Source organism: Chlamydia felis Fe/C-56, from assembly GCF_000009945.1.
Taxonomy (GTDB): Bacteria; Chlamydiota; Chlamydiia; order Chlamydiales; family Chlamydiaceae; genus Chlamydia; species Chlamydia felis.
In genome coordinates this window covers 800888-826922 of record NC_007899.1, presented here as the reverse complement: position 1 = coordinate 826922, position 26035 = coordinate 800888, and the positions used below count along the sequence as shown (strand labels likewise).

Genomic DNA, 26035 nt, shown 5'->3' with positions numbered 1-26035 from the left:
GCAGTTTTAGGAATATATGTATCGAAAGAGTGCCTTAGAGTTAAGAAATTCTGTAGTTAGTGGGGAGTCTTCAGCTACAGCGATAGCAGAGTATTTTTATAATAGAATAGAAACGGAAGATAGCCGCATAGGAGCTTTTCTGTCTCTTTGCAAGGAAAGAGCTTACGAAAAAGCTGCTATCGTAGATGCAAAACGAGAAAGGGGAGAGCCTTTAGGGAAGCTCGCCGGTGTCCCCATAGGGATAAAAGATAATATCCATGTTACGGGATTGCGCACCACTTGTGCTTCTAAGATGTTGGAAAATTACATAGCTCCCTTTGACGCTACAGTAATTAAACGTATAGAAGCTGAAGATGGGATTATTTTAGGCAAACTCAACATGGATGAGTTTGCTATGGGATCAACAACTCAATATTCTGCTTTTCATCCCACGAAAAATCCTTGGGATTTATCTTGTGTTCCCGGAGGCTCTTCAGGAGGATCTGCCGCCGCGGTTTCTGCAAGGTTTTGCCCCATGGCTTTGGGTTCTGATACGGGAGGATCCATCCGTCAGCCCGCAGCATTTTGCGGTGTTGTCGGATTCAAGCCTTCGTATGGAGCTGTCTCGCGTTATGGTTTGGTCGCTTTTGGTTCTTCTTTAGATCAAATTGGCCCTTTAACAACTGTCGTTGAAGATGTCGCTTTGGCTATGGATGTGTTCGCTGGGAAGGATAAGAATGATGCTACTACCCAGGAGTTTTTCACAGGATCTTTTCAAGATGCCTTATCTCTAGAAGTCCCCAGTTTGATCGGGGTGCCTATGGGATTTTTGGAAGGCTTGCGAGACGATATTAAAGAAAACTTTTTTGCTTCTTTAAATGTTTTAGAACGTCAGGGAAGTCATATTGTAGATATAGATCTTGATATTTTACACCATGCAGTTTCTGTATACTACATTGTTGCCTCTGCTGAAGCCGCTACAAATCTAGCAAGATTTGACGGTATCCGTTACGGATACCGTTCCTTAGAAGCGCATAGTATGGAGGATGTCTACACACTTTCTCGTGTTCAAGGATTTGGGAAGGAAGTTATGCGTAGGATCCTTTTAGGAAACTACGTATTATCCGCAGAACGTCAAAGTGTATACTACAAAAAAGGTACAGCAATCCGGGCAAAAATTATTCAGGCTTTCCAAAAGGCTTATGAAAAATGTGAGGTGATTGCTATGCCAGTCTGTTCCTGCCCCGCATTCGCTGATGGAGAGATTCTCGATCCTATATCTCTATACCTACAAGATATCTATACAGTTGCTATGAATCTTGCCTACCTACCCGCTATTGCCGTACCCTCAGGATTTTCTAAAGAAGGGCTTCCTCTAGGGCTTCAGATAATCGGACAACAAGGTAGGGATCAGCAGGTATGCCAGGTGGGTTATAGCTTCCAGGAACATTCGGGGATTAAGAATATATGCCCTGAGGGATGTAACAAACTTTTTGATGGAGAGGTGAAGTAATGAGCGATGTTTATGCTGATTGGGAATCCGTCATAGGTCTTGAAGTTCACGTAGAATTAAATACAAAATCAAAGTTATTCAGCTCTGCGCAAAATCGTTTTGGGGACGAACCTAATACAAATATATCTCCTGTATGTACGGGAATGCCAGGATCTCTTCCTGTATTAAATAAAGAAGCTGTGAATAAAGCGATTTTATTCGCTTGTGCTGTTCAAGGAGAGGTGGCTTTACTTAGCCGGTTTGATAGAAAATCGTACTTCTATCCCGATAGTCCCAGGAATTTTCAAATTACCCAATTCGAACATCCTATAGTGCGTGGAGGATATGTTAAAGCTATTGTCCGAGGTGAAGAACGTTATTTTGAACTCGCTCAAGCGCATATTGAAGATGATGCTGGAATGCTAAAACATTTTGGAGAGTTTGCTGGAGTGGATTATAACCGCGCTGGCGTACCTTTAATAGAAATTGTTTCTAAGCCCTGTATGTTTTGTGCTGACGATGCTGTTGCTTATGCTACAGCTCTGGTATCTTTACTCGATTACATAGGAATTTCTGACTGCAATATGGAAGAAGGTTCGGTGCGTTTTGATGTAAACGTCTCTGTGCGCCCTAAAGGTAGCGAAGAACTACGCAATAAGGTAGAGATTAAAAACATGAATTCCTTTGCTTTTATGGCACAAGCTCTAGAAGCAGAACGCTGCCGTCAAATAGAGGCTTATTTAGAAAATCCTAATAAGGATCCGAAAACGGTTATCCCCGGAGCAACCTATCGTTGGGATCCTGAAAAGAAAAAAACCGTATTGATGCGTCTTAAAGAACGCGCTGAAGATTACAAATATTTCATAGAGCCAGACCTTCCTGTATTGCAACTAACAGAAGCCTATATTGATGATATCCGCAAGACGCTTCCCGAGCTTCCTTATGACAAATACCAAAGATATCTGCGTGAGTATGCTCTCGCAGAAGATATTGCTGCGATTTTGATTAGTGATAAGCACATTGCAAACTTCTTCGAGTTAGCTACTAAAGAATGTAAAAATTACAGAGCTCTTTCTAATTGGGTAACTGTAGAGTTTGCCGGGCGCTGTAAAACACAAGGCAAGAATCTTGCCTTTTCAGGAATTCTTCCTAGTGGCGTAGCTCAGCTTGTCAATTTTATTGATAAGGGGGTGATTACCGGAAAGATTGCTAAGGATATTGCCGATATGATGATGGAATCTCCAGACAAGAGTCCTGAAGTTATCCTTAAAGAAAATCCTGAAATGTTGCCAATGACAGATGAAAGCGCCTTGGTAGCAATTATCTCTGAGGTGATCAGTGCTAACCCACAATCTGTAGTCGACTATAAGAGTGGGAAGACAAAAGCTTTAGGGTTTTTAGTCGGGCAGATTATGAAGCGTACTCAAGGAAAGGCCCCACCAAATAGGGTGAATGAGATATTGCTTGTAGAATTAGATAAGTAATAGTTGAAAAATCTAAAGGTTTTTCGTATGCTATTGGCAGTCTAAGGGAAAAGGCTCTTTTGAGGTTGAAAAACATCAAAAGAGCCCTTTTATTTTTATCCGTAAGGATATTTTTAAGAAGCTTAGCTTTTCTTCTTTTTCTTCTTCCTATTTTGTTTTCCCTGCGAATCAGAATTCTCTACATCTGAAGATTCGTCATCTCCTTGACTCTCTCTTTCTTGTCTTTCTTCCTCTTCATCACTATTGCGAAATCGCGATGATGAAGATGTCGAGGATATGCGATGTACCTTGCGTGGTGTTGGGGTGATGGGGCCTGTTCCCAAAAATTCGCTAGGAGAGGTCTGGCTTAAAGGAACTTTTGGTGCAGAAGACACAGGGACATCAGGAGTTTGCGGAGGTACATAGGCAGGAGAGAACGGATTGAATGTATCATGTAAAAACGAGAAGTCGCCTTGTAGAAGTTCTGAATACTCATCATATTCAGGTGTGTAGTCTAAATCCGCTCTCTCGGCTTCTACTTGATTTTTTGGACGATGCTGCAGTTCTCCTTGAGAGCTTCTGGAAATATGTCTACGACGTGCATACGTGCGGCTTTCTTGACTTTCATGCTCTCGTCGCGCATCTGAGACAAAATCTCTTTTTCTCTCTTGAGCAACACGTTTTATATCTTTTTCAGAGGGAGCTCCAGAGGTTAGGGATTGTTCAGAAATTTCGCTAACCTTTTGCTGAGCCTTTATCAATGCTTCAGTTTTAAAATGCTGGAATGTGACCTTGCTCAATGACACTAGAGCCAGACCTATGGTCATAAAGCCCATAATGAATTGAGGATTAGCAAAAATAAGAGCGCTTCCTCCAACAGAAAAGTATGCCGAAGCTATTAAAGCAGAAGCAATTCCCAGAAGAATAAACGGTAATAGAATGGCTGTAATGGTATCGGCAATTTTTTGTGATCTAGGTGTATTGGCGACATCGGAAATGAGCATAATCACTCCCAAAGTACCAAAAATAAACCCGGGAATTAACCCAAATAGCAGTAATCCTTGTCCCTGGGAGGCAACAAGAATACCAACCATAGAGATAACAGCAATCGCAATAATCGCAATATCAAAGACATAACGCATCTTGGGATTGCGATCGGGGATGGAGAGAAGCCTTCCAAAAAAACCCGTGGAAGTCGCAAGAATACGATTTCCTGGGCCTGTGCGTGGCGTGGGCACTGAACTTTTCGGAGTGGATCGGGGTGATTGCCCTAAAGGATCTATAGGATTACTCATGCACGTAAGCTCTGTTTTTATATTGTTTTTAGATGCGAAAACAAAGGTTTTAAAAACTATTGTTTCATGAATACTAGCTTATATTATAAAAGTTATTGTTGTTTAGTTGTGATGGTTTTATTTTTGACTAAGTTAGTGTTCCGTAAAGATTTTAGTATTTCCCCAGTCTTTAGAAGACGATTCACCGAGATGGAGTGGCAGTGGGATAGAAAATTATGAATTTTCTTTGTCTGAAATTTCCACACCAGCGGTTGTCTTTTCAGAGATGCCTTTCCGGCAGGAGGGGGGAGAAAGGGAAATTGAAGACGCAGAACTCGCATCTGAAACTAGATTTTTTTTAATATCTTGAGTTTATAAAGATCTTAAAGAAAATAATTCCCTGTGGATGTTCAACAAAGTTGCACTAGCTCCCGCAGCTCCACAAACACCAATCATAAAGAAGACGGCTTCGGGAGCAATCATAACTAAGCCAAAAATCGCTGAAATAATAAGAGCAGAGACTAATAGGCTGATGAACCAAGCGCCAAGGTAAGCAAGAAAATGAGCGCAGCTTCTTGAAGAAATGCCTTTTACCGCGCAGGTAAGGGGGAGTAACCCCATAGCTGAGAATGTCGCTAATGGGAAGGTGATAATTTTGATTGTGCCGAAAATAACAGCCACGAATACCTCGATAGCCATCGCTGTTTTGGGATAAAGCTTCGCCTTATCTTGACAGTGACGTGCTACAACCCTTTCAGGAAAAGTACAATCGAAATAAATCTGTGCGCTTTTTTTACAAACTTCACGACAATTCATTTTGTCTTTAAAAAATGAACTTATACATTAGAATTTAAAAAGTTTAAGGAGTTGTAAAATTTAGTACAATCGAAATTAGAATTAGAATTAATAGTTTGCGCTATAAACACACTAAAAATTTTTTTATTTAGAAAGAAAGCGCAGCAGATCCGCCAAAGAATGTCGAGGATTTGAAAGGATAATTTGTCAGGTTATTATTATGGCTATCTGCTAGCGAGATATCGCTGCCTATAGATAACCCGTAAAATAGCTTAATAAAACTGCCCGGCCAGGGGCTGAGTTTAACATTGCCCTCGATTTCTCGGCCTTGATATTCAAAAATCCCTTTGGAGGAAGAAAGCTTATTGGAGTGGAGTTTCTTTCTGAATCGAGTCAGGCGGTAAGCAGCTCCAAAGTCACACACAGAAGTGCAGTTATACTCCACAGAGAAGTTTATTGGATAAATGCAGTTGATTGTGATCTTATCATTAGGCTTATAGGTAGCACCCAATAAAGGCCAGGCTTTTTCTTGATGCAATCCCGTTTCATTAATCATCCCAAAAATCACTGATAACTGCGGGGTAGCTTGGTATTTTCCAGAAAGTATGGCTTGGTATAGCCCATAACCCGCTTCTATCTTTTCTGGATCAAGGAGAGTAGAGAAAACTACAGACCACTGCCAATTTTTTAATGACAAGGTGTAGAAACCTGTGGATAACAGTACATAGCTGTAGTAGGACTTATCTTCGAATGTATAATATCCTAGGGAATTCTGGTCTCCAACGACTGGCTGCGTATTATCCCAAAGGATATTAGCTCCCACATAACCCATGGAGAAGAGAGCTCCTGATTGTGGGGTTATAGGAAGCGTACAAAGGAAAGTCGTATCGAATTGACGATAGCCAAGAGATTGATTTGGTAATTTCTTAAAGTCGGCGCTTTCTACTTGTAGATATTGTGTTTGTAGAGAAAAAGGATGTTGTTTAGGGCGAGCATCTAACGCTTCTTTATCGATGCCGCAAGCATCATAAACAATATAAATGGGAGTGGAGAGCAGATGACCAGCAAGAGTCATCACGTGAAATAACAACTTCAACATATCTCTATTTACAACTCCAGCAGGACAAGATCCCCTCGGTAATATAGTTTTAAATGGGGAGAGATATCGCCCTGTTTTCTCGGAAAAGAGTCTTAGCTATTTTGACTTATCTTAATAAAAATTAGACTATACTTTCATAGGATAGATTACTACTTATTTTCATGGGAATTAGCAATAACTCCGGTTTTTATTTCAAGAATTCCCAGAGGTTGTTTACGCTATTTTTAAGCAGAGGCAGAGTCACAAATTTCATTGAAGGTTTTAAAATGTGTTTTGCACACAAGAGATAAAACCTCTTTTCCCCGGCTGTTTAAAATAGATTTTCCTACAGATTTTACCTGCGCAGAGGCTCCTTTAGGTAGCTTTAAGGAGAAGCGCTGTTCTAAATTTGTCATTGTTGTAATAAAGGCCTCTCTAGCCAATATAGACGCTGCAGCGACAACGATATCTTGTTCTGCGCGTACTTTTTGAATTACCGAAATATCGGTATTTTTCTTTTTTAATGCATTGAGTAAAACACTTTCTGAGGAAGCAAATTGATCGGAAATAGCAAAAACTTCTCCAGAAGGACGTGGAGCAAGTTTATCAATGATTGTTGCGTGTGCCCAGGCTAGAAGAATATTGAGATTATGAAATTTCCCATAAAGCTCATTATATTTTTCTGGATAAAGAATCATAACATCGTAGGTACAGGAGGAACGAATAGTTTTTGCTAAGGAGAGGATTTGCGCATCATTGAGTAGTTTTGAATCTTGGATTTTTGTTTTATAGAGACTTTTCAGAGTCTCTTCATCGCGAGCATAGACCCCAGCAATACATAGAGGGCCAAAAAAATCTCCCTTTCCAGATTCATCAACACCTAAGCGAGGACGAAGATCTGCTTCTACACGGTTATGAGTAAATGTTAGCAGAATTTCAGGCTCTAAGAAAAATTCGATAAATTCTTTAGATCCCTTCCCTTGAACAACAAGCTTTCCAGAGGAATAGAGAGTACACATTACCGAGGGAGAGCGTGCTTGGAAAATAGTGTATTGCGGTTGTGTTAAAATAAAGCCTTTTTCCTCAAGGCGATCCTTAAGCAAGCCGTATAAAGAGGATGAGAGCGTGGTCACAAATGGTGTAGACATAAAAAAAACGACGAATTATCTTGGCGTACTAAGGATAGAAAATTTCTGTTTTCTGTGCACATATATCATCATACCCTACATAGCATAAGGATATATAGTGTATATGTGGATTTCGAAATACAAATTAAATGTTAATTCCGTATATTCCTACAAGTGGGCAGGGCTTTAAAATTGGGAGAATTTTTTATTTTCCCCTATACTGAGGTTAGGAAGTCTCTAGAAAATCCAGAGTTTTTCATTTCAGTGACCTTGCAAAAGGGATCTCTATGGCAGAACAAATTCATAAAGAGTTAGTACATTTAGGAGAGGTATTTCGCACAAAACGCGAAGAACAGCTCCTATCATTAAAAGATGTAGAAGCAGCAACGTCTATACGTTATTCCTGCCTAGAAGCTATAGAAAATGGCTGTTTGGGTAAGCTAATTTCTCCAATTTATGCTCAAGGATTTATAAAAAAGTATGCCGCGTATTTAGGATTGGACGGCGAGCGTATTCTTCAAGAACATCCTTATGTAATGAAAATCTTTAAAGAGTTTTCAGAACATAATATGGAAATGTTACTAGATTTAGAGTCTATGGGAGGAAGAAACTCCCCAGAAAAAGCTATTCGTACTTGGTCTAATCTTTGGTGGGTGGGTCTTATCACCATTAGCGGTATGGCCATTTGGTGGCTGGGATCTTTGCTTTCTATTTTTTAGTTATAAAACGTGAAAACCAGATTCATGTAGAGAAGGCGCAGCTTGACCTCCTCTAGTTCCTATGTTTCTCGAAAAAATTATCCTAGTAACTGAGAAAGGCTGTTCACTTTACTAGCTAGGGTTAATAGATCTTCTTGATTCTGACTTGTGAACCAGTCGGTATTATTCTGTGTGGACGGATCTATCTCTGAACTAAGGGGAGAGCCACCATCCATTTCAGTTTCTGAGAGTTCTTTTAAACCAGAACTCTGCTCTTCTTGAGGGGTAGCGCTCTTTGGCTCCTGCCGCCTTAAATAATGCGATAACTCTTTTAACAAGCCCAAGGTTAATGGAGGGAGACCCTGGTTGTCTGTAGGAACATAACCTGCAGCTAAAAGAGAAAGAAGAATCAAGTCTAACAGCTTTGTATGAGTGAAGGTTAAACCAAAACCTGTTTCGCTAGAGCTGAAACACTCTGCTCCGGCAGACAGGCTAAATAGGGTGTTTTTTAGTATAGAAACTACTTTTTCCGACTCCTTCCCTAGAGGATATACTTCTTGATCATTAACGGGGATAACCTCTAGATGAGCCAGTTGTTTTTTAAGCTTAACAAAATCTAGGGACTTAACATGACAAACTGTAGAAGCTGTCCCTGTCGACTCTTCTTCAGTTATAGAGGGATAACTAATCCAACATTGAGGGGGTTCATTTTTTATTCCATGTTTAAACTGATTGTACCCACGTTTTGCCATCAAGGTATCTGTACAACCTTTTTCTGGAATACTCCCAGGGTCATTAGCTAGATTAAACAACTCCTCTTGGATTCCTCCCATGAGTTTGTTTGCAAAGAGTACAGCTATTCTGGAACAGAGATCGTTAAAATCATCTTTGTCTTCTTGATTTAACGTGCTCCCTTCAGCCAAGAGTTGGGGAAAATTGTGCGGAGACTGTTGTAAAGCTAATCCTAAAACAATAGGGCCATGATTTTGTCTCATGCTTGATAAAAAAAGAGAAAGATCTGGATCATCCGATGAAGGACTTGGTTCATCTATCACGCAAGTGCAAAGACATTGGAAACAATGCGAAAGCCAATTAGGACAATGTGATTCGCACCAGGGGCCGCAATGTTGTTGACAATAAGTGGCGCCACGTTGCGTTCTTGGGCTGCTTAACACAGATTCTAGAAGGTTTCCTGCTTTTGCGATAGTGTCAAGGATCCCGTCTTCACCAAACTTAACTTCTAGGGTAAGTTTGCTCTTTGGTTGCGTTGTTATTGGGTGGGATACCCCGTTGCTACATGATTGACTACCTTCACTACTACCTTCTGCTCCAGCAGAGCAATTAAAACCACACGAAGCAATTGGTGCACACATCTTTCTCTCCGTTATTACGGCAATCTTCTAAACTTATTGAATTGTCTATTGAGGATAAGGGACTTACATGATTTCGAGTTCTCAGCTTTTTTTCTAGATATTTTTTCAAGCATTGAGAAAGTGTTGGATAGAGTGAGAGTGAAGGACGAGGATTTGTCAGGAGAAAAGTTTTGTCTTAGTTGAAAAAGATTTTTTTCTCGTGTCAAGATTGTTTGATCTATGTATAACTTGAAGAGCTTGTGGGAAGAGACGGAAAAATCCGCCTCTAAATCGTGTGTTGATAATTATCTTAAAAATAGACTTGAAGTCATTGCTGTAATGTTTTTGGCCATTTTGAGAAGGGCTTCTTGAGATTTAGGATTTGTAGGATCCCAAAGCTCAGCATTATTCATGGTATCGTGTACTACTCCGTCAACACATGATTCCTCAGCATCACTATTAGCACACGCTGGTATACGTCCGCTAATAATCGATCTCTGCCCATACTTGGGTAGAGTGAATCCTGATCCAGAACTTACTCTTACTTCCGTTCCTATTAAGGATCGTGTATCGATAGAGGTTTTGGGAGCGTTTTTCTCTTGTTTGTATAGTTCTTTGCTCGTGTTTTGTAATTGCTCTAAGCATGTAGGCAGTTCTTGATCCGCACCTATAGGGGCGAATCCCAAAGAGAGTAAAGAAAGAAGAAGCAAAATACGATATTTCGATTCTTCAAGAGTTAATCCAAATCCCGGAGAGTCAAAGGTATTTTTTGCTTCATCAACGTACTTGTTTAAAGTGAAAATCAAAATACTTACAGCTTCTCGGGATTGAAATCCTAAGCAACTTGTTTCACTAGAGTTCAAATCTACGACCTCCAATTGGCTGAGTTGCTGCTGTAATCTTTGAAGATTCAAAGTATATCCTGACCTTTGTTCGTTAGAAGCGCCTTCAGCATTCTCGGCGGGGTAAAGAATCAAACATGTGGGAAGAGATGGGGGGGTCTTGGAGCTAGTAAATTCCTCGCGGGATTTTTTCACATTTTCTATCTCTGTAGAACCTTTGGAAGGGAGATGATGAGAAGCGTTGGCAATTTTAAAGAGCTCTTGTTGAGATCCTCCTTTTAAGCATTTTCCTAGCTGTTCTTTTGCCTCCTGACATTTCTCAGAAAATAGTTGTTTCTGCTCTTCGGATAGAGTATGCCCCTCAGCTAGTAGTTTAGAGACGTCCCAAGGACCATTTTTCATGGCGATACCCACGCAAATGGGTCCAAACATCTCTCTTTGATTTTGGATAAACTCAGATAGCTCGTCTTGTTTTTCTTGAGAGCCCGCTTGATCTTCTGGGGTGATCATGCATGCGCAAAGACAATCGAAAAAGCATAGGCACGGGCTCCAGCAAGAGTCAGCACACCAGGGTCTGCAAGAATCTTGGCAGAATTGGCTGGTTCTTTGAATTCTTGCAGAATTCAAGGCATCTGAAACAAGATCTCCAGCAGCTCGAATTGTGTCTAATAGTGAAGGATCCCCAATTTTCAGATGAAATTCTGAAGAGGATCCGGGTTGTTTTGAAATTCCGTTTAAAGCAAGGCTTTCTTCTGAGCAGGCATCTTGAGATGAACGCCAGCTCGCGTTAATTCCAGGGCAGCACATAATTTACTCCATAAATAACAATGTTTTTTACTAAGAATCCTCTTACGGTTGACGATTCTTAATCCTTCGCTAAATGGCTTTATGCACTTTTAATACTACTGGGGAATGAGTTCATAAGAGCTGTTGCCCTTACGAAAATAGAAGGTACATTGCTAAGTTCGGAGAATTTTTTAAGAAACCAAAGCGTGGATCATCCTCATTTGTGTGCTAAGAAGCATTTAGGCGGACACATGCTATTAAAAAAAATTATTATAAGTCTATAAAATATTTTTTAATTTAAGAGACCTTCCTACATGAAGTGAAGGTCTCTTCAACATGAAAGGATTACACGTCTCCATAGTCTTTTTTCATGGCAGCAAACAATTTTCCTAGATTATGAGAACTGTTGAGGAGTTGACGTTGACGTGCAACATCTTCTTCATCATCACTACTATCATCGTTTCCATTGATCATTGCTAGCAACCATTCTTCGTCATTTGGAGGTCGGTAATCATCCGAAGGAGTGGAGCGGGTGCGTACGCTATTTTGACGTACAAGAGGTCCTCTTTTGGGGGAATGGGGACTCGGGGGTATTGATGATTGAGACGTGAGGGAGGAAGAGGTATACCCAACTGATACAATTGAGGAAAATGCTACAGATTTTTCTGTTTTAGGGCGTGCACCGAGGGATTCATATGATGAGTATTTTTCTGTAGTTGCTAATGGTTGAGGTGGTTGAGTGCTCTCTGTATCTCCTGGTTGGTTATAATTGGACATTGCTAGTTGATATATGCTTACAAGATTATTGTTCTTATCGTCGTACTGAACGTTAGTCTTTCCTTGTTCATCCAAAGGAACATAACCGCAGGCGGTTAAAATTAACATAAAGAGTTTGATGAACAGGTCCATTTCATAACTTAAAGAGCCACCAGTTTTTGTTAGGGGGGAATCTTCTCCCGCGCTCATAATGCGTAGAACATCAAATATCGTAACTACTAAATGCGCTTCTTTTGCCCCTAATTTTCCTGTAGCTCCGCTTTCTAGAGAAAGAACCTCTAGGTTAGAGAGAAACTTTGTCATTTTCTTTTTGTCGTATCTTATTGCGATTGCTCGGGTGGGATTCGTATACATGCTTTTTTCAGTTGAAGGCGATAGTGATGACCTATCTAGACTTAACCGCGATTGAGGTAAGTTTACGTCAGATGTGGGTTCTAAGATCCAACATTTCAGAGGCACTTTTTGATAAAGAGGTTGTTTCCAAGATTTTTCTCTCATAATTTTAAGTATGACGGGAAGAATAGATTCCGTGAGTTTATCTTCCGGGAGAGCATTGGTAGTATCGTAGAAATATTGTTGAGATAAATGGATGAAAGATCCAGAAAGTTTCTTTTTAGCTCTTCTACAGGTCTCCTCAAGACATTCTTCTTCTTCTTGTGATATGTGGCAGTTATTGACGGCCATGTCAGTAATATTCCATTGCAGTTCATGCAATGCCATAGCTAGACTTAAAGGCCCATGAAGCTTATCCATCTGTTGCATAACATCAGGGATATTCGTTTTCATTGGTGTTTCTAAAATACAACAGGCTTTAAAGCAGGCGCAGATCCAGTGTCCGAAACATCCGCAACGATGGTCACAGCGTGGCGCACACTGATCGTAACAGACTAAACAGCCTTGTTGTATTTGAGGATTATGAATTACCCGTTGAGAATCCTCTACCAGACGTTGAATACGTTCAGCAGTTTCCAAAACACCACTATCCTCAGTTTGGTTTAATAGAAATTTCACTTCTGTTGTGGATACTGTTGATGGGCTCGGTTGTTTTGTAACCACTACCGGTGCAGATGCAGTACTACCATTGTCTTGATTATTTTCCTTCTGATTCTTAGTGGTTTCAGTCGTTCGAGTGAAAGTGCATGAAATGCTAGGAAAATTAGGACAACCGGGAAAACACATAATATCACCCTATTTAAGAGGTTAAACAGTGAATTCTGGTGCATTCTAATCCCGCGTTTGTACTACGGATGAAATCCGTATCCCGAATTCACTCTCGAAGTTTGATTTTTTAAGTTTTGTAGCGTTGATTAGCGAGAGTTAGGAGAGTTTCTTGTCCGTAAAGCCCTTATTTCTGACTACCAGCGCTTTAGCAGAGGCATTGTTATAAAGTAATTTTTTTAAATCTATTGTTTTTCAAAAAAATACTTTACTCCTGTTTAGGGGTACAAAAAGGATCCGAGGCTCGGGAGAAGGAGAGTTTATTGTGAGATTAGATAGGAAGAATGATTGAGAGTGGAGAATTTTTTTTTGCGGATAAAATTTTTCTTATTGATTTTATTTCAAAAAATTATTATCACTTTGCTCTTGTTTTAACCAAGGTGTGGTAAACGTGATCAATCGGCTGAAATACCTTCCTAAGATGTCGGTACTTGCTTTTGCAGTCTTAGGAGTATTGTCTCCAGCTGAAGCAGCAAAGAAACCATTTGTGCCAATGACAATGGCCTATTCTCTTGGTGATATTTTTGATCATTTAGAAAAAAACAGAGAGGAAACTTTATTTTGCATCAATGTGGATACCGTTGTTCAGCATCAGTACATAGGTTCTCCAGGTTGGTATCAAAGTAGGTTATCGAAGCTTTCTACGCGTTTAGGAGATTTTTTTAAGGCTAAGAGACGTGTAGATGAAGAACAGGTCATTTTAGATACATTAATAAGAAAAAAGTGTTTGGAGCCAAATTTCGTAGAGCAGTTTGCTCGCATACTTTCTGATTACCCTTGTTCCTTGTTAGGGATTTCTTTATTGGGTATCGATTCTGTTTCTTCAACATTAAAGAGCCTTAAAGAATTGGGTATAGAATTGCATTCCCAGGCATTTTCTAAGCAAGATTTTTTCTTAGACACTAACACAAAATGTAGTGAATCCGCATTGGTACAGGAGGGGGTTTTATTTTGTGGAGCCTCAGAGATCTCAGAAGCTATGAAGTTGCTATTTACCTATGAAAATAAAGTTCCAAAAAACATCATGTTTTTAACTGATAATCCCGAGGAAATTAAAGCTTTAGGGCGAGAGTGCCTGGGGTGGGGAATCTCATTTCAAGGTTTCGTATATTACCCTGCTGCAGAGAGCTTATTTTTTTATGTAGATCCTTATTCCGCAGCAGTAGGGATTCAAGAGGAACAGGCATTGACGGTTATCCCCGATGCTGCAGCGCAATTATCTCTAGATTCTCTTAATCAAAAGAGTTAATATTATTTATCTGAAACAAGCCTTATAGTATCCTCTCTGTCCCCCTGAGAGGGTGCTTAGGGCCCTTTTTATTCCTTTCCAATATAGTCAAAACGTTATAGACAATCGTATATAAAAAAATATTTCCTCCTAAAGGGGTGCTCTGTAAAATAAACTAATTTTTTTAGGGAGTTGCTATGAAGGTTATATTTTTTATCCTAGCTATCTTTTCCGTATTTTCCTTAGAAGCAAGTATTATCCAAGTTTCTAACGTGCAGGCTGTCAATAAATATGCAAAGAAAGAATCGTTAGTTTTACTAGCGTTAGAAGAAACTGTGATTTTCCCTAAGCAAATGGTAGGAAACTCTTCCTGGTTTCACCAGCGTTTAGAAAGTTTGAAAAACAAAGAATCTGTTGCAGATCCCTTTGAAAAAGCCTTTGGCGAAAGAATTGCAGTGTCTTTCGCTGTAGACTATGAGCTGATTCACCCAGATATTCCTAAAGTTATAGAAGCTTTATCTTTGTCACAAGCCTGGGTATTGGGAGTTTCTCAACTTCCTATTCCTATGGCAAAACATTTTCTTCAATCTTCTGTAGATCTGGGAGTCGGATTTTCCTCATGTCTATCTATGCGTGCAGACGGATGGGTGCGGCATCCGAAAACGCTTGCTAGACCTCAACACGCTATGTTTATAGAAGATCAAGTGCTCTTTACCGGAGGACTCATTAATGGAATTACTATGGAGGAAGTTCTGCCTACCCTATTCGCAACGGTGGGAGCCCTTCCAGAACAAGTGATCTATTTAGATGCAAATCACGATAACCTAATTTCTGCAGAAGCCGCATGCAAACAAGCGAATATTCAATTTATAGGCATGCATTATAGTCCTGCAGTGCAACGCCTACAGGGGTATAAACCCGCTATTGCTGACGCGCAGTGGTTACAAATGCACGCATATCTCTCTGATGACCACTTTCAGTCTCTACTTGCCTATGTCATTGGACCAGAAGGTTAAGGAAGAATATCTTAAGAAAATTAGAGAATACCCTCACTATAAAGTGTGGGGTGTATTCTCTACTTTTTAATCGTGTAGAAATAAACAATGGAAGAGAAGGGATTCGAACCCCCGGTTCCTGTAAGAGAACTTCTGATTTCGAATCAGATGCATTCGACCACTCTGCCACTCTTCCGCGAATACACTAGTTTAGGCTTTCCTTACTAGGAAATCAAGCTCAACCATAATTTTCTCACGACTCCTAAATCACTAACGACAAGATCAAAAACTCTTTCCCGCACTATTGCAATTAGTCTCTCTAAATTTACATGTTAGATAACAACTCGTTGAAAATAAAAGAGCTGGGAAGCTCTTTTGTTGGAGGGGAAATTAAAACAAAATTAATTAGAATTATGAGATTCTAGATAAGTAAGTTAATAAAGGTGTTGGGATAAAAATCATATTAAAAGTGTGTTTTTTGATTTAAAATGGAGTATAGACTTTTGTTTTTTTTATTTTATCATGACGCAGCCGTTGTATACGAATAGACTTATTAGTGAAAAATCTCCGTACCTTCTTCTTTATGCTCATACGCCGGTAAATTGGTATCCTTGGTGTAGTGAGGCTTTTGATCTTGCTGTGGAAAAAGATAAACCAATTTTCCTCTCTATAGGGTGTGCTCATTCTCGGTGGTGTCAAGTGATGCTTCGGGAAAGCTTTGAAAATCCTGAAGTTGCTGCGATGCTAAATGAGAATTTTATTAATATCAAAGTAGATAAAGAAGAGTTACCTCATGTGGCTAATCTCTATTTTGATCTTGCGCAAATGTTATCGGTCTCAGGGGAGCATCAAAGTTCTCCCTCATGGCCATTAAATGTTTTTTTAACACCAGATCTTCTTCCTTTTTTCTCCGCAAATTATTTGGGAGCTGAAGGAAAACTAGGTATACCCTCATTTTCACAGACAATAGAAAGACTCAACCTGATGTGGGAGGATCCTGAAGAAAGAGAAACGCTTGTTCATCAGGCTCATAAAGTTCTTGAAATAGCTTCATTTATAGAAAAATGTGCAAGGAAAGAGATGCTGGAAGAGAGCTCTCTTCGAAAAACAGTCGAAGCCTTATACCTTGATGTAGATCCCCATTATGGAGGGGTAAAAGCTTTCCCTAAAACCCCACCAGCCTTGCTTAGTCAATTTCTTTTACGCTATGGGGTAGAGTATCAAGATAACAGAAGTTTGTTCTTTGTAGACCGTTCTTTACACATGATGGCCCATGGGGGAATTTTCGATCATTTGGCAGGCGGGTTTTACTGTTACACCATAGATGATAAATGGTTAATTCCCTGTTTTGAGAAGCGTCTCGTGGATAATTCTTTCTTAGTATTAGACTATCTAGACGCTTGGGTTTGTATGAAAAGACCTGAGTATGGCTCTGTGGCTAAGCAAACTCTCCGTTATATCCTTTCTGAGCTATACAATCCCGCCGTGGGAGCTTTTTATACCTCAGAACATGGAGAACATTTGGGAGATTTTGAAGGAGGGTATGCTACATGGTCAGGAGAAGAAATTCGCGAAGTTCTTGGAGAGAATGCCACAATTTTTTGCGAGTATTATGGGATTTCTCGAGAAGGGTTTTGTAACGGAAGAAATATCCTACATATTCCTTCGAATATCGATACCGAAGAGATCGCAGATAAGTACGGCTGTAGTGTTGAAGAATTCCACGAGATTATCGACAGGCTTAAGGAAAAGTTACGCATGTATAGGGCGACTAAGGTTAGACCATTTAAAGATGACCTGTCTCTTACATTCCAAAATGGCTGGATGGTCTACACATTAGCTTATGCAGGAAGAATTCTCGGCGATGCCTACTATATCGATGTAGCAAAGAAATGCGGAGAGTTTATCTGTGAAAATTTATGCAAACATTCTACGGTACTGCGTAGATGGCGTGATGGAGAAGCAAAATATGCCGGAGGCCTAGAAGATTACGCAGGAGTTATTTTAGGGGCCCTAGCTCTGTATGAGACGGGCTGCGGAGCCAAATGGTTGCTATTGGCAGAAGATCTCATGAAAGAGGTGATCTTATCCTTTCGTTCCGAAAGTGGGGGATTTTACACCACAGACGGTCGAGATGCCGCATTGCTTTTAAAACAGGAGAATCTCTCTGATGGGGAGACTATATCAGGAAATGCTCTTGTGTGCCAGGCTTTGATAAAATTGCATATGCTTACAGAAAAAAAACACTACCTTACTTATGCTGAAGACATTCTGCAGATAGCTCAAGCTCGATGGCATACCCATAAGTTTTCTTCCTTAGGGAGTCTCATAGCTGCGCAATCTTATTTTTCACGCAAACATAAAAAAATTCTTATTTCTTTAGCTAACGAGCAAGACCGTGAAGCCATCCTATCCTGCTTTGCAGGATTGTTTCTTCCTCAAGTTTCCCTTGTTTGGATGAGCGCGCGAGATCGAGAATTTTTAGAAGCAATTCTTCCTGAATACGAACACAGCTTGATCCCTAAGGAAGGTCAAACGTCTTCGGTAATTTGTCTTTTAGAATCAGGAGTGGGAAGGAAATTTTCTAATATTGAAGCATTTCGCACCTATCTACATTCAAATTAACCCTTTGTCTTTCATGCTTTTCTCATGAAGATTTTTCTCTAAGTGGCCAAAATTTGGTTAATTTCTTATAGTTAATCCCTAGACATGTCAACCATTAGGGAGTAGCAAATCATGAAGAACAAAACACTAAGCGTTTTCTCTTTGGTGGGTTTGGTTTGTTCGGTAGGAGTTTTACCAGGACATGAAAGTTCTCTCCCTGCACAACGCGAGTATCCAAGTCTTGCAGAAAAAATCCCTGAAGATCCTGCAGGAATTGCTATTCATGATCGTGTGTTATTTAAAGTCGATGAAGATAATGTTGTTACCACTTTAGATGTTATCCATAAGCTCAATCTTCTTTTTGCTTCTTCCTATCCCCAGCTTGTAGATTCCTATCCTGCGCGTTCGCAATACTACACAGCCATGTGGCCAGTCGTTTTGGAATCTGTAATAGACGAGTTTCTTATGGTTGCCGATGCTAAGGCTAAAAAAATCCAGGTGGATTCTACGACAGTGAATCAAGAAATTGAAGCGATGTTTGGTAGGGACTTATCTCAGTTTTATGTACATTTTGAGATGACTCCTGAAGATATTTTCAACGTGGTAAATCGCACCCTGATTGCTCAGAGAGTTATGGGTATGATGGTGCGTTCTAAGGTAATGTTGAAAGTTACCCCAGGAAAAATTCGCGAACATTATAATCAGCTGGCTGAAGATGCAGCAAAAACTACTGTATGGAAATACAGAGTCGTTACGATTAAAGCAGCTACAGAGTCGTTATCGAGTCAAATTGCTGATAAAGTCTGCGCTAGGTTAAATGAAACACAAAGCTGGAATAAAGAACGTTTATCTGCTCTTGCTCTTTCTCAAGGAGGGCAGTTTGTCTGCTCCGAGGAGTTTACACGCAATGACAAAGAGTTGTCCGAAGCTCATAAAATGGAATTATCCACTGTAAACTATCCACTAACTATTTGTAGCCAGCCTAAAGCTCATAAGTCAGGATATAAGCTTTATGTGCTTCTTGATAAATCTGCAATGACCATGCAACCCCTAGAAGAAATAGAAACTCAGATTAAGCAGACGCTATTTATGAATTATGCCGAGACTATAGAAAGTCAGTATAAGATGAAATTGCGCGCACGCTATGGATTTGACTCTTCAATGATTGCTAAACTGCTTTCTGAAGAAGCTCCTCCTCTATTTTCATGGCTTTAGGAGATCTCTTGTCACGCAGTTCCCCTGATCAACTTACCCGCTTCCTAGCTCAAGTCCACGGTCATCCTAAAAAAGGCCTATCACAGAACTTTTTGATAGATGGGAATATTCTAAGAAAAATCCTTGCTGTGTCTTGCGTAGAAGCAGGGGATTGGGTTCTGGAAATCGGTCCCGGATTCGGAGCTCTTACTGAAGTTCTTGTTAATCAAGGTGCTCATGTCGTTGCTTTGGAAAAAGATCCCATGTTTGAGGAAACACTAAAGCAACTTCCTATAGATCTAGAAATCACAGATGCGTGTAAGTATCCCTTATCTCAGTTGCAAGAGAAAGGTTGGCAAGGGAAGGGAAGAGTCGTTGCGAACCTACCTTATCATATTACAACTCCCTTATTAACGAAATTATTCTTAGAAGTCCCTAACCAATGGAAAACTATCACGGTAATGATGCAAGACGAGGTCGCACGACGTATTACCGCACAACCCGGAGGGAAGGAATACGGATCTCTAACTATATTTTTACAATTTTTTGCTGACGTACGCTACGCCTTTAAAGTTAGTTCAGGATGTTTTTTCCCAAAACCTCAAGTGTCCTCAGCTGTTGTTCATATGACAGTTAAAGACACATTTCCTCTTGAAGAATCTCTACATAAGAAATTCTTTTCTTTAACTCGAGCTGCTTTTGGACAAAGACGAAAATTATTAGCTAATGCTCTTAAAAACCTTTATCCTAAAGATCTAGTTTTCTCTGCTCTAAACCAGTTAAACTTTTCTGAAAAAACCCGTCCAGAGACCCTTTCTCTCGATGAATATCTTAAACTTTTCCAGCTCCTTTCCTTGAACTCTTAGTCAGAACTTAGAATCTTCTAATAAGTATTTTTTGATTTGCAAACTTAAAATATAAATTAAATGCATAAGCTTTTAATTTGTTTTTTATAGAAATGTTTTTTGAACAAAAAAGAAAGAAATAGAAAACACAATGTGATATTATCTTCCGTCGAGATTAACAGAAGAATAGGGGATGAACCCTGTGGAATTCTGGTTTTTTATAATACAATAAAGACTCTAGGAAGCTCTTATGGAGACTTGGTTATACTATTCTAAAGTACGTACGCGTAATTATTACATTCCCTGCCTTCCAATGCTATCCCCAGTTATGCTGCAAGCAGATCAGTGCCTTCCTACATTATATTTATCACCTTTTAGCCGCTGTTGTAGGAAAACTACATTTGTAGCGTCTGTAATAGGGTAATAGAGGGGCTTAAAGAACACATCTGAATCTAACAGTGTTAAACAATGCTTAACTTGTTAGATGGGGAGGTTTTTGTCCGGAAATTAAAGTGTGTGAGAATACGTTTAACCATGCTTTCAGTATCCAAGCCCACTCTTTTTAATAAGCTTTCTTTGTCCCCATGAGAAAAGAACGCATCAGGAATGCCGAAGTGTAAGACATCAACTTTAAAGCCGTACGTAGCTAAAAAATCATTGAATTCTGAAGCTAACCCACCCCGAATAGAGTGCTCTTCTATAATAATGACTTTAGAATGATGCATTAATAGAATGCTAAATAGATTGTTATCAAAAGGTTTGATAAATACAGGATCTACCACAGTTGCAGAAATCCCATGGGTGAGCAACTGCAGTTTGATAGATAGCGCAGTATTACACATATGACCCAAACCTATGATCAAAATATCCTCTCCCTGACTGAGGATTTCTCCTAATCCCGGATCTCTGTGCATATTCACATCCGTAGCAATAGGATCTCTTTGAATCGCAGCAATATTAGGATAACGAATCGCCGAAGGCATGTTCCATTGTAGAGACGATTGAAGTAACTGCTGTAAAACAATCGCGCTTCTCGGCTGGCAAATAATCATATTAGGCATGGCACGAAGAAAACTTATATCGTAAATGCCATGATGACTGCAGCCGTCCCCATAGGCTAAACCTGCACGATCTATCGCTAAGATTACAGGGAGACCTTGTAAACATACATCGTGGAAAACATTGTCTAAAGCACGATGTAAGAATGTCGAGTAGATGGAACAAATAACAGGAGATTTAGCTTTGGCAATGCCCGCTGAAAAAGTCACAGCATGTCCCTCGGCAATCCCCACATCTATGAAACGCTTAGGAAATTTTTCTTTAAATGCTTCTAAGCGAGATCCTAAGGACATCGCAGGAGTAACAATATGTAAATTCGGAGAAGTTTCTCCAAGTTTGCACACTGTTTGTCCGAAAACATCCGGGTAAGTGAGCTGAGGCTTAATAGTTGGAAGTAATTTATTTTTTTCAGAAGAGTTAAAATTCGCTGTCACCCCATGATATTTTTCTGGGTTTTCTTGAGCGATTTCCAAACCCTTACCTTTAGTTGTGCAAATATGAATAAGAACTGGAAATGGTAAATCTCGCGCAGTTTGAAATACAGAGATAAGCCTTTTTATATTGTGACCATCTACAGGACCCATATAGGCCAAGTTAAACTGCTCAAAAATAGGAATCGGACAAAATAAAGATTTTAAGCAGGTAGATAGCTTATGAGAACGCTTAGATATACCATTGCCATAACGTGGGATCTTGGTTAGCCATTTTTCTATCTTTCGAGAAAATAAACTGAATTTGGGATGGTGAATCCATCGCGACAAATTCTTAGACATGACGCCAACGTTTTGCGAAATCGACATGTTATTGTCATTTAAAATAACAATAAATTTAGATAGATTCGAGCTGATATTATTCAAAGCTTCTAAAGTTAATCCACAGGAAAAAGCTGCGTCACCAAGGATGGGAAGAATGTGAGTTCTAGAATCCTCAGTAGCTTTAGCCATCCCCAAGGCTAAAGATAGGGCATTACCTGCATGACCAGAAAAAAATAGATCGTGCATGCTTTCCGAGGGTGAGGTGAACCCACTCAGACCCCCATCGTGGCGAATCCGATCAAACTCCTCAGTATTTCGTCCCGTGAGTAATTTATGCGGATAGGCTTGATGGCCGACATCAAAAATAAACTTATCCTCAGTAGAGGAAAAAACATAATGCAAAGCTATAGTTACTTCTATGATGCCTAAGTTAGAAGCTAAATGCCCTCCAGTATTGGTAAGAACAGAAATAATTTTATGACGCATCTGCTCAGCAAGAAGAGAAAGCTCAGCAAGAGAAAGATTTTTTAAATCTGTAGGGGAAGAAATTCGACTTAAAATAGAAGAAACTTGGGAAGTCATAGTCTTATAGTCATCGCAAATGTTTGTAAAACAGGCTGATCTAAGGCATCCTTTAAAATGGTTCCATTAGATTGCACAGAAAGAATGTAACATTGTTGATCTTTGACTAAGATCTCGTTTAAACCCTGATGTATCAGGGAAAACATTTTTTCATACGTAACTAAAATATCATCCAAAGAGTCAAGAGAGTCTAATTGATTTTGTAAAAAACTCAGCTCTTGAGCTAGGGAATCCAAATCATTACGGGACATTACTCACTCTACAGTTAATGCGCAAAAGATTCTTCTTCAGAAAGAAGAGTTTCATTTCGCCTTTCGGATAACTCGCGTACACGGTCTTCTGCTTTACGAATGCGCGATTCGCAAATACGCATTAAAGCATCAGCTTCTTCATAAAGTTTTAAAGAAGAATCTAAAGACGTTGAGGGTTGATTCATAAGATCTACGATCTCTTCCAACCTTTCCATAGCATTTTCAAAGGGAATTTCTTCCATAATTTAGGACTCTTGAGTTTCAAAATTCTGAATATCCGTTACAGTAAGAGTGGCTTCCCCGTCCTGCAGTCGTACCCTTACACAACTGTGTTTGTGTAAGCTTTTTGCGGAAATGATAGCGAAATTTTCATTAAAGTCAAAGAGCATAGCATACCCACGTTTGAAAACATTTTTAGGGTTTAATAGGGTAAGCTGCTTAGAAAGCGTATAATATTTTTCTCGGTTTCTTTCTACAAGGTGATGTAAGGAAAATATTAAGTTTTCCCTAGAACGAACATAGTTTTCTCTATGTTCGTCTACTGTATTGGCAAAAGTTCTCGTCAGCCGTTTCTGTAAAAGATTCAAGGTGTGTTTTCCCTTAGTAAACTGCTGATTTAATTTGATTGTAAAATGTTTTAATAATGTTTGTTGGTGAGTTAGAGATTGGCTACAGTATCCTAGACGTTGCGTCAGAGCTCTATGGAGTTGTTGTTTCCAAAGATCCAATTTCTGGATAAATTGCTGCGTATTATGAAATGTTAGATTTTTTTTCTTCTGCATACAGAGATGCTTTGCTGCAGTCAGGCGATTGTGGAAGGCCTGTACGATCATTTTCCAAAGATCATGAAGGCGGTAAGTCATTCTCTGTAAAACATCACTTTGCAACCAGCGTGCATACTGCATATAGCGCTGTTTGTATTGTGAAAGTTTTGTTTGAATTGACCGTTCTACAGATAAGCAAAGATAATCTAGAGACTGATGCGCTGAACGGAAAAAATCTACGTGGTCTAAATAACGCTTCCATTGTTGAATTTGTTTGATTTTTCCCGAAAGAAGCTGTTGCGAATGTGCGTTCAGGTAGCGTAAATAACTTTTAAATACTTGAATTTGTTGTTCGCTACTTTGGCAAACGATTTCTGCAGCAGCAGAAGGCGTGGGAGCACGTACGTCAGCAGCAAAATCACATAACGTATAGTCCGTTTCATGACCTATAGCAGAAATAATGGGGATGGAGCTGGCATCTATGGCTTTGACAACGATCTCTTCATTGAAAGCCCAAAGATCTTCGATGCTTCCGCCGCCACGAGCTAGAATAAGAACATCTGCAAGATTCTCTTTGTTCATTTCTTCGATAGCTCGTGAGATTTCTTTTGCAGCCGTAGCTCCCTGAACCGTTACAGGATAAATAAGGATTTTGTACTGATAGCACCGACGGGAAAGAACGCGCAAAATATCTTGGATTACCGCCCCCGTAGGGCTGGTAATCACACCGATGCTTTGGGGAATATTGGGTAGTGTTTGCTTTTTCTCTAGAGCAAAATACCCCTCAGCAGCGAGGCGTTTCTTTGTCTCTTCAAATTTTTGTAGTAGGTCTCCTTCTCCAGCATAGACTAAAGCATGGGCTACAATTTGATATTGACCTCGTGGGGCATAAACCGTGAGCTTGCCGTGAATGATTACGGAATCGCCATCTTTAGGGCGACGATCAAAATATTTACTTTTAAAATGGAAAAAAGCCCCATTTAAGAAGGATCGGCTATCTTTAATTCCAAAATATAAGTGTCCGCTAGGTTGTAGTGAGACGTTACTTAACTCTCCTTTGACCACAACATGACAAAAGTTTGACTCCAGAAGATTTTTTATAGATTCTGTGAGCGTCGTGACTGCTTGGGGAGGAGATGAAGTTGTCATATCCTTAGATTTCCAGGAGGTTTCAAGTTCTATTTATTTGAAGAATAAAGTACCTTACTTAGTAGAAAACTAGCAAGAATCGTGAATCAGTGTCTATAGTGAGACATAAGGGTTAAGTAACAATTTGAGGACATAGATGGAACGTAAGAGTTATGTTTTTGGTAATTGGAAAATGCATAAGACAGCTGAGGAGGCTAAAGATTTTTTATCTGTTTTTTGCCCTTTCGTTAAGGAAATTTCTCCCGCATCCATAGTCGGTATAGCCCCTTCATTTACAACATTAAGCGCTTGCTGCGAATCTATAAAAAAGATGGACTCTTCCATCTGGCTAGGAGCGCAAAATGTCCATCAGGATTCTTCCGGAGCCTTTACCGGGGAAGTTTCCTTGCCTATGCTTCAAGAATTTCATGTGAATTTTGTTCTTCTAGGACATTCGGAATGTCGTCATATCTTTCATGAAGAAGACTCTACAATAGCTCTTAAAGTGGGAGCTGCTGCTCGCTCGGGAGTGGTTCCAGTTTTATGTATTGGCGAGACTTTAGAAACTAGAGAGAGTGGTACGACTAAAGATGTTTTATCTAACCAATTGATATTGGGGCTTGCTCAGCTTCCCGAAACAGCCTCTGTGATTATTGCGTATGAGCCTGTATGGGCAATCGGTACGGGAAAAGTCGCTTCAACCGCAGATGTGCAAGAAGTCCATGCTTTTTGTCGCGAGGTTCTCTCTCGTATATTTTCTAAAGAAAAATCTGAGACAATTTCTATTCTTTATGGCGGATCTGTAAAAGCTGACAACGCTGAAGGATTTGCTCGCTGCCCCGATGTGGATGGTTTATTGGTAGGAGGAGCCTCTTTAGATCCTCAAGTTTTTGCCAATGTTGTAGGCAATTTTAATCTTTGAATATTACCAGAGTAAAAAGTTTTTCATAAAACTACGCAAGGTTCTGTCTAAGAATAGCGTTTCAAAGAAATAAAATGTTTTTCAATATGGTGATTAATTTAGTTTTATACGAGAATATTGCCAGAGCCTTTTTAGGGATTTTTATATTCTGTTGAAAATGCTGCATAAAGGAGATTTTTAAGATCCCGAGTACTGCTCCGTTTTTTTCTATAGAGTGTAGGAAAGAAGGTGATAGATGAAAGGGTTCGGAATTCACCTCAAGTAGGTTTATTGATTTAGGAGAAGCATTGTGACAGCTTTGTTTTATTCGTTTTTATTTATTTTTCTTCTTTTGTGCATAATTTTGTGCGGACTGATTTTGATTCAAGAAAGCAAGAGCATGGGACTAGGTTCTTCCTTTGGTGTGGATTCAGGAGATTCTGTTTTTGGTGTGTCGACACCAGATATCTTAAAGAAAGTCACAGCCTGGCTTGCTGTCGCTTTTTGTTTTAGTTGTCTGTTTCTTTCCTTTGCAACAACACACTTAGGAAAAAAATCTCAAGAGCTGCCTATAAATGCTCTAGAACAAGTTTCTCCAGATGGAGAGGAAATTCCTACGGAATAGGACGCTTTGGTAAAGATCTAGCGATTTTTACTAAAAGCCAGTGTTCTCCGGAAATAAATTTTAACCAGTTATGGTCTTGTGAAAAAATTCTTTTGTATACTTTGCCTTTGTAGTCTACTGCCCGTCTCTACAATATTTTCTGTAGAAGAAGTTCAAGAAGGGGAGATAGAGCAACCTGCTCCGTCACCTACGGTTTGTCCTTTCAATGTAGAAGAAGCTAATT

At 39.7% G+C, this 26035-nt stretch carries 22 protein-coding genes and 1 tRNA gene; 11 read left to right on the top strand and 12 right to left on the bottom strand.

Going from position 1 to position 26035, the window contains the following annotated elements:
• Nucleotides 1-16: 16 nt before the first annotated feature.
• Nucleotides 17-1492, top strand: coding sequence for an Asp-tRNA(Asn)/Glu-tRNA(Gln) amidotransferase subunit GatA (gene gatA / locus CF_RS03595; RefSeq protein ID WP_011458265.1), 1476 nt, complete (start codon nucleotides 17-19; stop codon nucleotides 1490-1492).
• Complete coding sequence (gene gatB / locus CF_RS03590; RefSeq protein WP_011458264.1) at nucleotides 1492-2955, top strand: Asp-tRNA(Asn)/Glu-tRNA(Gln) amidotransferase subunit GatB; 1464 nt, start codon at nucleotides 1492-1494, stop codon at nucleotides 2953-2955. The genes gatA and gatB overlap by 1 nt, the downstream gene beginning before the upstream one ends.
• A 122-nt stretch (nucleotides 2956-3077) precedes the next feature.
• Here gatB and CF_RS03585 read toward each other — a convergent pair whose 3' ends face one another.
• From CF_RS03585 to rnhC, 4 genes are all read right to left on the bottom strand, one after another.
• Nucleotides 3078-4229: an IncV family inclusion membrane protein gene (locus tag CF_RS03585; RefSeq protein WP_011458263.1), complete on the bottom strand. Its 1152-nt coding sequence runs from the start codon at nucleotides 4227-4229 to the stop codon at nucleotides 3078-3080.
• A 351-nt stretch (nucleotides 4230-4580) separates the two neighbouring features.
• Nucleotides 4581-5024: a DUF5422 family protein gene (locus CF_RS03580; RefSeq protein WP_011458261.1), complete on the bottom strand. Its 444-nt coding sequence runs from the start codon at nucleotides 5022-5024 to the stop codon at nucleotides 4581-4583.
• 127 nt (nucleotides 5025-5151) lie between these two features.
• Nucleotides 5152-6102 (bottom strand): hypothetical protein, encoded by a 951-nt coding sequence (locus CF_RS03575; RefSeq protein WP_011458260.1) that lies wholly within the window; start codon nucleotides 6100-6102, stop codon nucleotides 5152-5154.
• A 224-nt stretch (nucleotides 6103-6326) separates the two neighbouring features.
• The gene (rnhC, locus tag CF_RS03570) at nucleotides 6327-7229 is read right to left on the bottom strand and encodes a ribonuclease HIII (protein WP_011458259.1); all 903 of its coding nucleotides are present in this window, start codon (nucleotides 7227-7229) and stop codon (nucleotides 6327-6329) included.
• Between the two features lie 266 nt (nucleotides 7230-7495).
• Between rnhC and CF_RS03565 the strand changes: the two genes are divergently transcribed.
• Entirely contained in the window at nucleotides 7496-7927 is a 432-nt protein-coding gene (locus tag CF_RS03565; RefSeq protein ID WP_011458258.1) for a helix-turn-helix domain-containing protein, read from the top strand.
• Nucleotides 7928-8004: 77 nt separating this feature from the next.
• Here the strand turns inward: CF_RS03565 and CF_RS03560 are convergent, their stop codons facing one another.
• The 3 genes from CF_RS03560 to CF_RS03550 all read right to left on the bottom strand — a co-directional run bounded on the left by CF_RS03560 (nucleotide 8005) and on the right by CF_RS03550 (nucleotide 12842).
• Complete coding sequence (locus tag CF_RS03560) at nucleotides 8005-9279, bottom strand: hypothetical protein (protein ID WP_011458257.1); 1275 nt, start codon at nucleotides 9277-9279, stop codon at nucleotides 8005-8007.
• Nucleotides 9280-9563: 284 nt separating this feature from the next.
• On the bottom strand, nucleotides 9564-10907 hold the full coding sequence (locus CF_RS03555; RefSeq protein WP_011458256.1) for a hypothetical protein: 1344 nt from the start codon (nucleotides 10905-10907) through the stop codon (nucleotides 9564-9566).
• Between the two features lie 324 nt (nucleotides 10908-11231).
• Nucleotides 11232-12842 carry a hypothetical protein gene (locus tag CF_RS03550; protein WP_011458255.1) on the bottom strand — a complete coding sequence of 537 codons (1611 nt, stop codon included), beginning with the start codon at nucleotides 12840-12842 and terminating at the stop codon, nucleotides 11232-11234.
• 430 nt (nucleotides 12843-13272) lie between these two features.
• On the opposite strand from CF_RS03550, the gene CF_RS03545 reads away from it, so the two are divergent.
• Both CF_RS03545 and CF_RS03540 read left to right on the top strand, forming a co-directional pair.
• The gene (locus tag CF_RS03545; protein ID WP_011458254.1) at nucleotides 13273-14130 is read left to right on the top strand and encodes a DUF2608 domain-containing protein; all 858 of its coding nucleotides are present in this window, start codon (nucleotides 13273-13275) and stop codon (nucleotides 14128-14130) included.
• A 176-nt stretch (nucleotides 14131-14306) separates the two neighbouring features.
• A complete protein-coding gene (locus CF_RS03540) occupies nucleotides 14307-15125 on the top strand; it encodes a DUF2608 domain-containing protein (RefSeq protein WP_011458253.1) in 819 nt (272 codons plus the stop codon).
• Nucleotides 15126-15213: 88 nt separating this feature from the next.
• On the opposite strand, the gene CF_RS03535 is transcribed toward CF_RS03540, so the two are convergent.
• Nucleotides 15214-15300, bottom strand: a tRNA-Ser gene (locus tag CF_RS03535).
• A gap of 326 nt (nucleotides 15301-15626) precedes the next feature.
• On the opposite strand from CF_RS03535, the gene CF_RS03530 reads away from it, so the two are divergent.
• The 4 genes from CF_RS03530 (at nucleotide 15627) to CF_RS05270 (ending at nucleotide 20171) form a co-directional block, all read left to right on the top strand.
• Nucleotides 15627-17729: a thioredoxin domain-containing protein gene (locus CF_RS03530; protein WP_011458252.1), complete on the top strand. Its 2103-nt coding sequence runs from the start codon at nucleotides 15627-15629 to the stop codon at nucleotides 17727-17729.
• Nucleotides 17730-17840: 111 nt separating this feature from the next.
• The gene (locus CF_RS03525; protein WP_011458251.1) at nucleotides 17841-18923 is read left to right on the top strand and encodes a hypothetical protein; all 1083 of its coding nucleotides are present in this window, start codon (nucleotides 17841-17843) and stop codon (nucleotides 18921-18923) included.
• Between the two features lie 8 nt (nucleotides 18924-18931).
• Nucleotides 18932-19768 carry a 16S rRNA (adenine(1518)-N(6)/adenine(1519)-N(6))-dimethyltransferase RsmA gene (rsmA, locus tag CF_RS03520; RefSeq protein WP_041468099.1) on the top strand — a complete coding sequence of 279 codons (837 nt, stop codon included), beginning with the start codon at nucleotides 18932-18934 and terminating at the stop codon, nucleotides 19766-19768.
• A gap of 229 nt (nucleotides 19769-19997) precedes the next feature.
• Complete coding sequence (locus CF_RS05270) at nucleotides 19998-20171, top strand: hypothetical protein (RefSeq protein ID WP_173023626.1); 174 nt, start codon at nucleotides 19998-20000, stop codon at nucleotides 20169-20171.
• A gap of 37 nt (nucleotides 20172-20208) precedes the next feature.
• Here CF_RS05270 and CF_RS03515 read toward each other — a convergent pair whose 3' ends face one another.
• The 4 genes from CF_RS03515 to xseA are packed head-to-tail and all read right to left on the bottom strand — an operon-like array spanning nucleotide 20209 to nucleotide 24307.
• A complete protein-coding gene (locus CF_RS03515) occupies nucleotides 20209-22143 on the bottom strand; it encodes a 1-deoxy-D-xylulose-5-phosphate synthase (RefSeq protein ID WP_011458249.1) in 1935 nt (644 codons plus the stop codon).
• Nucleotides 22140-22394 (bottom strand): hypothetical protein, encoded by a 255-nt coding sequence (locus tag CF_RS03510; RefSeq protein ID WP_011458248.1) that lies wholly within the window; start codon nucleotides 22392-22394, stop codon nucleotides 22140-22142. Before CF_RS03510 ends, CF_RS03515 begins: the two co-directional genes overlap by 4 nt.
• A gap of 14 nt (nucleotides 22395-22408) precedes the next feature.
• Entirely contained in the window at nucleotides 22409-22636 is a 228-nt protein-coding gene (locus tag CF_RS03505; RefSeq protein ID WP_011458247.1) for an exodeoxyribonuclease VII small subunit, read from the bottom strand.
• A 3-nt stretch (nucleotides 22637-22639) separates the two neighbouring features.
• A complete protein-coding gene (gene xseA, locus CF_RS03500; protein WP_011458246.1) occupies nucleotides 22640-24307 on the bottom strand; it encodes an exodeoxyribonuclease VII large subunit in 1668 nt (555 codons plus the stop codon).
• 136 nt (nucleotides 24308-24443) lie between these two features.
• On the opposite strand from xseA, the gene tpiA reads away from it, so the two are divergent.
• Nucleotides 24444-25208: a triose-phosphate isomerase gene (gene tpiA, locus CF_RS03495; RefSeq protein WP_011458245.1), complete on the top strand. Its 765-nt coding sequence runs from the start codon at nucleotides 24444-24446 to the stop codon at nucleotides 25206-25208.
• A gap of 289 nt (nucleotides 25209-25497) precedes the next feature.
• Nucleotides 25498-25812 (top strand): preprotein translocase subunit SecG, encoded by a 315-nt coding sequence (gene secG, locus CF_RS03490; RefSeq protein ID WP_011458243.1) that lies wholly within the window; start codon nucleotides 25498-25500, stop codon nucleotides 25810-25812.
• The last annotated feature ends 223 nt before the right edge of the window (nucleotides 25813-26035 follow it).

Coding starts and splice junctions, on each gene's coding strand:
- CF_RS03525 (WP_011458251.1), top strand. CDS start 17,841: ATGAAGAACAAAACACTAAGCGTTTTCTCTTTGGTGGGTTTGGTTTGT.
- gatB (WP_011458264.1), top strand. CDS start 1,492: ATGAGCGATGTTTATGCTGATTGGGAATCCGTCATAGGTCTTGAAGTT.
- CF_RS03565 (WP_011458258.1), top strand. CDS start 7,496: ATGGCAGAACAAATTCATAAAGAGTTAGTACATTTAGGAGAGGTATTT.
- CF_RS03540 (WP_011458253.1), top strand. CDS start 14,307: ATGAAGGTTATATTTTTTATCCTAGCTATCTTTTCCGTATTTTCCTTA.
- xseA (WP_011458246.1), bottom strand. CDS start 24,307: ATGACAACTTCATCTCCTCCCCAAGCAGTCACGACGCTCACAGAATCT.
- gatA (WP_011458265.1), top strand. CDS start 17: ATGTATCGAAAGAGTGCCTTAGAGTTAAGAAATTCTGTAGTTAGTGGG.
- CF_RS03575 (WP_011458260.1), bottom strand. CDS start 6,102: ATGTTGAAGTTGTTATTTCACGTGATGACTCTTGCTGGTCATCTGCTC.
- CF_RS03550 (WP_011458255.1), bottom strand. CDS start 12,842: ATGTGTTTTCCCGGTTGTCCTAATTTTCCTAGCATTTCATGCACTTTC.
- CF_RS03560 (WP_011458257.1), bottom strand. CDS start 9,279: ATGTGTGCACCAATTGCTTCGTGTGGTTTTAATTGCTCTGCTGGAGCA.
- CF_RS03530 (WP_011458252.1), top strand. CDS start 15,627: ATGACGCAGCCGTTGTATACGAATAGACTTATTAGTGAAAAATCTCCG.
- rnhC (WP_011458259.1), bottom strand. CDS start 7,229: ATGTCTACACCATTTGTGACCACGCTCTCATCCTCTTTATACGGCTTG.
- CF_RS03585 (WP_011458263.1), bottom strand. CDS start 4,229: ATGAGTAATCCTATAGATCCTTTAGGGCAATCACCCCGATCCACTCCG.
- CF_RS03580 (WP_011458261.1), bottom strand. CDS start 5,024: ATGAATTGTCGTGAAGTTTGTAAAAAAAGCGCACAGATTTATTTCGAT.
- CF_RS03515 (WP_011458249.1), bottom strand. CDS start 22,143: ATGACTTCCCAAGTTTCTTCTATTTTAAGTCGAATTTCTTCCCCTACA.
- tpiA (WP_011458245.1), top strand. CDS start 24,444: ATGGAACGTAAGAGTTATGTTTTTGGTAATTGGAAAATGCATAAGACA.
- CF_RS05270 (WP_173023626.1), top strand. CDS start 19,998: ATGGAGACTTGGTTATACTATTCTAAAGTACGTACGCGTAATTATTAC.
- CF_RS03505 (WP_011458247.1), bottom strand. CDS start 22,636: ATGGAAGAAATTCCCTTTGAAAATGCTATGGAAAGGTTGGAAGAGATC.
- CF_RS03555 (WP_011458256.1), bottom strand. CDS start 10,907: ATGTGCTGCCCTGGAATTAACGCGAGCTGGCGTTCATCTCAAGATGCC.
- CF_RS03510 (WP_011458248.1), bottom strand. CDS start 22,394: ATGTCCCGTAATGATTTGGATTCCCTAGCTCAAGAGCTGAGTTTTTTA.